This is a genomic window from Desulfurella sp., assembly GCF_023256235.1.
GTDB lineage: Bacteria > Campylobacterota_A > Desulfurellia > Desulfurellales > Desulfurellaceae > Desulfurella.
Genome location: NZ_JAGDWY010000044.1, coordinates 12,380 through 17,233, shown reverse-complemented (window position 1 = coordinate 17,233; position 4,854 = coordinate 12,380). Strand labels below are relative to the sequence as shown.

Sequence of the window (4,854 nt, the reverse complement as noted above, 5' to 3'; positions counted from 1 at the left end):
TAATGATAAAATAAATAAAGCTATTTTATCAATGAATGCTGAACATTACAAAACTTACCGTATTTATGAAAAAATTCTATAGCTTATTTATTAGGTTCTATTAAATGGTATTTTAACATTCCCTCATAAATTTTTTTTGAAACAGCTGCTGCATAGGAACTATCGTAGCCATGTTCTAAAAACACTACCATAATTATCTGAGGGTGATGCTTGGGGGCAAATGAAGCAAACCATGCTTGAGGTAAATATTTTCTGATTTTATTTAAATCCCAGTTGCTATTTACAAGTAATGTATTTAGTTGCTGGCTTGTTACAACCTGTGCTGTGCCTGTTTTGCCACATATGGTCAAGTTTGGAATGTAGGCATTCTGTGCTGTACCAATTGGACTTGATACGGTTAGCTCGAGTGCATCTTTTATAATTTCAAAATTTTTTTTTCCTTTTTTAATGTCGTATAAAATCGTATGGGGCTGGATATCACTTATTCGTGGTTTATAGGCAATTCCATCATTTGCTATTATAGAAAATGCAACAGCAAGCTGCATTGGCGTAACAAGCGTGTAAGCTTGACCAATAGCACTTGTAATTGTATCTCCTAAGTACCATGGTGTATGATACATTTCATATTTGTATTTTGGAGAAGCAATAATTCCTTTTGATTCATACCCGAATAAACCTACACTTTTACCAAACCCAAATTTCTGCAAATATTCATCAATAGTTTTTATACCCAATTTCATACCTATCTGGTACATAAAAACATCTGATGATCCAGCTAAAGCTGTATATAGATTAATTTTGCCAAAACCACCCGGTTTCCAATCTTTAAAAGTATATTTGCCAATTTTAATTTCGTAAGGGCAGTATAAATAGGTATCAGGCGTTATAATGCCTTTTTGAAGTGCAGCAAAAATTAAGAAAGGTTTGATTGTTGAGCCTGGAGGGTATGCACCCTGAACAGCTCTATTAAAAAGGGAAATTTTATCACCTTCTTGTAATTGTTTCCACTCAGTTTCACTTATGCCTTTAACAAAATCATTGGGATTAAAAGATGGTTTGCTTACCAGGGCTAACACATCACCGTTACTTTTTAGAATAACAACTGCCCCTTTATATTTTCCAAGTGCATCATAGGCTATTTGCTGAGCTTTATAGTTTATGGTTAATCGTATATTTTCTCCTTTTATTGGATTTTGCTGGCCTAAAACCTTTACTGTTGTACCGGAAACATTGCGTTCAACTTCTTTATAGCCCCAAACGCCTTCTAGCTGTTTATTAAATATTTTTTCAACGCCCATTTGCCCAACATATGAGCCTGGAATTGCACCTTTTTTAATGTCTTCTTGATTGGCTTCTTGAATATATCCTACAACGCTTGCGTAAATATATGGGTTTCCAAGGTAAACCCTTTTTGGTTCTATTTCAACATCAACATTTTTTAATGTATTTTTGTGTGATAATATTTCAAAAACCTGATTATGACTTAAATTATTTGCCAGTATTTGAGTTGAAAAGTAGCTGATGGAGTTAATTTTTTTTTCAATTTTTTCTTTAGGTTCATTAAGGATTTTTGATAATAGATCTATTTCTTTTGGGTCAGTTTTAATATTTTTTGTAAAATACAATGTGAATGACGGTTCGTTTGATGCAATAATGTAATTATCAGAAGTTAAAATTTCGCCACGTGCCGGTCTTATCCCAATAAGTCGCAAACAGTTATTTTTTGCCATTTCATTATATTGGTTATAGTTTATAACCTGTAGATAAAATAACCTGCCTATAATTATAATTGTTGCTATAAGTAAAATAAATTTAATGTAATTTTTTGCTGTGGTAAAATTTTTTGATACAGGGATATCAATCTTTCTTGGCATACTCAATTTGCAGAAGTCTTTTGGTAATATGATAAAAAACTAAGAGTAAGAAAAAATTAAATAGTGAGGCAAAAACGGGTGTTTTTAACGCCAAATCATCATAAATTGTAATAAGTAATATAAAAATATACACAAATTTAGATCCAAACATATTTTTTGAAAGGTCATTTAAAAAAACTATTAAAGAAAAGATAAATGCATTATAAAAAATAGTATTATGTTGCAAACTATCCAGTAAAAAACCTCCCAAAAAAGCCGTAATATAAAGCTTATTGTTGCTTTGAGAGACAGAATTTTTATTGTTTGATATGGCCAGTATGGCAATTATTAAAAAAGAAAAAGCATTATAAGGTATAAAAAACATATAGCTACTAAATATTGAAAATACGCATGCAATAATAAAAATAACAGCAAAAATCAAAAGTTTCATTTAATTAACCACAAAAACAAAACTATCATTTAAAAATGTTTTGTCAACTTTAACCAAAGCGACTTTGTAAAAACCCCTAACTTCGTAGATCTTTTCAACTGTACCGATATTTATATTTGGTGGTATATTACCTATCAAACCAGATGTTATTACTAAATCATTTTTTTGTATATGGCTTTGTGTATTTAAAAATTCTATCTTAGGCTGATTGATTGAACCTTTAAAAATGCCTCTGTAATATTTACCGTCGTTTACTATAAAACAATCTGCTACAAAATTACTATTGAATATTGTTTTTACTGCATAGAGATTGCCTACTTTTGATTCCACTGTTCCAACTAAATTGAGTTTTTGAGATACTACGGTTTTATGAAGGATGTCTTTTTCTGGCGCATTTGATTTTATATATATATAATTAATATCAGAAAAATCTTTAAATATAAATGGACATTTTATTAAATTAGGTGCAATGGCAGTATCAATATTGCGAAGTTTTGCTTGCAAAATTTTATTTTCTAAATTTAATTTATTGACTTCATTTTTTAAATGTTTATTTTCTTTTTGGGTATTTTGCAAGACTATATATTGTTTTACAACATTTGAAATTAAATCTAAAGCATAAAAACTTTGAGTTTCAACTGGATTTGCAATATACAATAAACTCTTTGCTACAAAAAAACTAAAATTTGTATAGTAATTTATAAGAGAAAGAATAAGAGCAAGTAAAGCATATATAATAAGTTTTTTCATTCAATTGTAACTTCACTTAGAAAATCAAGATTTTCAAGTACTTTTCCAGCTCCTAATACAACAGCAAGTAGCGGTTGTTCAAAAACCTTTACAGATAAACCAGTTTCTTTTGAAATAAGTGTATCCAAACCTTTTATTTGAGATCCACCGCCAGTTAAAGTAATACCATTGTCTACAATATCACTTGCAAGTTCGGGTGGAGTTTGCTCAAGCGCATCTTTTACAGCATTAACAATTAACTGTATAGGTTCTTTGATTGCATCTCTTATTTCTTCTACCGTAATTTCTATTGAGGTTGGTATGCCTGTTATTAAATCAATGCCTTTAATTGATATTTTTTGGCTGTCATTTTCTTGAGGATAAGCGCTTCCATAATTTATTTTAATATTTTCTGCGCTTGATTCGCCAATTAGTACAGAATATTTTTTCTTTATGTAGCTGGCTATAGCTGCATCCAATCTATCACCACCACATTTAATAGAAACACTATTTACAATACCGCCAAGCGAAATAACGGCAACTTCTGTAGTACCGCCGCCAATATCTACTATCATTGAACCAATTGCTTCCTGGACAGGAAGGCCAGCGCCAATTGCTGCACTCATTGGTTCTTCTATTAAGTATACTTCTCTTGCTCCTGCGTCGTTAGCTGCATCCTTTACTGCCTTTTTTTCAACTTGAGTAATTCCATGAGGTACAGCTATTATAATTCTTGGTTTAAATATTGTTCTTGAATTCTTTGATTTCTTTATAAAATACCTTATCATTCGCTCTGCTATTTCAAAATCTGCAATAACTCCATCTTTCATAGGTCTTATTGCTGTAATATTACCTGGTGTTCTACCAACCATTTCTTTAGCTTCTTTACCTACTGCCAATACTTTTTCAACACCATTTGATTCTTTTTTTACTGCAACAACACTTGGTTCGTTTAGTATAATACCTTTGCCATTTGCATAAACAACTGTGTTTGCTGTTCCAAGATCAATTGCTATGTCATTTGAAAAGTAATTAATAAGTTTACCTAACAAGCTAGTCATTTTATTATTCTCCTCTTCTAAAATCTTTTTTTAATCCTCGTTCAACTTTAATAATGCTCGGTTCTTTTGATAGTGCGCTTATGCATTCATTTATTTCTTTGATGCTTGATACTTCTATCTCAAGTAAAAATATGTCTTTTTCTGATTTTTTTTTCATTTTAAAATCTGTTATATTAATATTTAAATTTGCTATTGCAGAAGAAATTTTTGATATTAAACCAAGTGTATCTTTTGCGTGTACAGTGAGGATTGTTTTAACTTTCTTTTTGGATTCTTGCCATTGAGCTTTAATAAGACGCTCAGAATTATAGCCAATTTTTGCAATATTTTCACAATCAATTCGATGTATCATAATAACGCCATTTTTTGAGATATAGCCAATAATTTCATCTCCTACAACAGGACTGCAACATTTTGCTAATTTTATATCAAAGTTATTTGTTCCGTCAATAGTAATCATAAATTCGGATTTTGCCTGAGCGTCGATTTCTTTTTTCTTTGTATCTTTTTGGGGTTCTAAAGAGCTTAGCAGGTTTTGGGGATTGATTTTTTTTAGTCCTATATTTTCAAATAAGTCATCTTCCTTTGCAAATCCTAAACTAGAAAGCGTATCTTTAAAAGTTTTAGACTTAAGATAGGAAGTAAGTGTTATATTATGCCTTAACAATTCTTTTGATAATAGATTTTTACCTATTGTAACCATTTCTTGTTTTTCTAATTCTCTTACGCTTTGTTTTATTTTGTTTCTTGCCTTTGATGT

5 protein-coding genes are annotated in these 4,854 nt (G+C 30.4%); all 5 read right to left on the bottom strand.

Features of this window, described 5'->3' with window-relative positions:
• Positions 1 to 83 precede the first annotated feature (83 nt).
• Positions 84 to 1,874, bottom strand: coding sequence for a penicillin-binding protein 2 (mrdA, locus tag Q0C22_RS04575; protein ID WP_291492221.1), 1,791 nt, complete (start codon positions 1,872 to 1,874; stop codon positions 84 to 86).
• On the bottom strand, positions 1,858 to 2,304 hold the full coding sequence (locus Q0C22_RS04570; RefSeq protein ID WP_291492219.1) for a hypothetical protein: 447 nt from the start codon (positions 2,302 to 2,304) through the stop codon (positions 1,858 to 1,860). Before Q0C22_RS04570 ends, mrdA begins: the two co-directional genes overlap by 17 nt.
• On the bottom strand, positions 2,305 to 3,054 hold the full coding sequence (mreC, locus tag Q0C22_RS04565; RefSeq protein ID WP_291492217.1) for a rod shape-determining protein MreC: 750 nt from the start codon (positions 3,052 to 3,054) through the stop codon (positions 2,305 to 2,307).
• Positions 3,051 to 4,094 (bottom strand): rod shape-determining protein, encoded by a 1,044-nt coding sequence (locus tag Q0C22_RS04560; protein ID WP_291492215.1) that lies wholly within the window; start codon positions 4,092 to 4,094, stop codon positions 3,051 to 3,053. The genes mreC and Q0C22_RS04560 overlap by 4 nt, the downstream gene beginning before the upstream one ends.
• Before the next feature lie 4 nt (positions 4,095 to 4,098).
• Positions 4,099 to 4,854: RelA/SpoT AH/RIS domain-containing protein (locus Q0C22_RS04555; RefSeq protein ID WP_291492213.1), on the bottom strand; the 756-nt coding region annotated here is incomplete at its 5' end.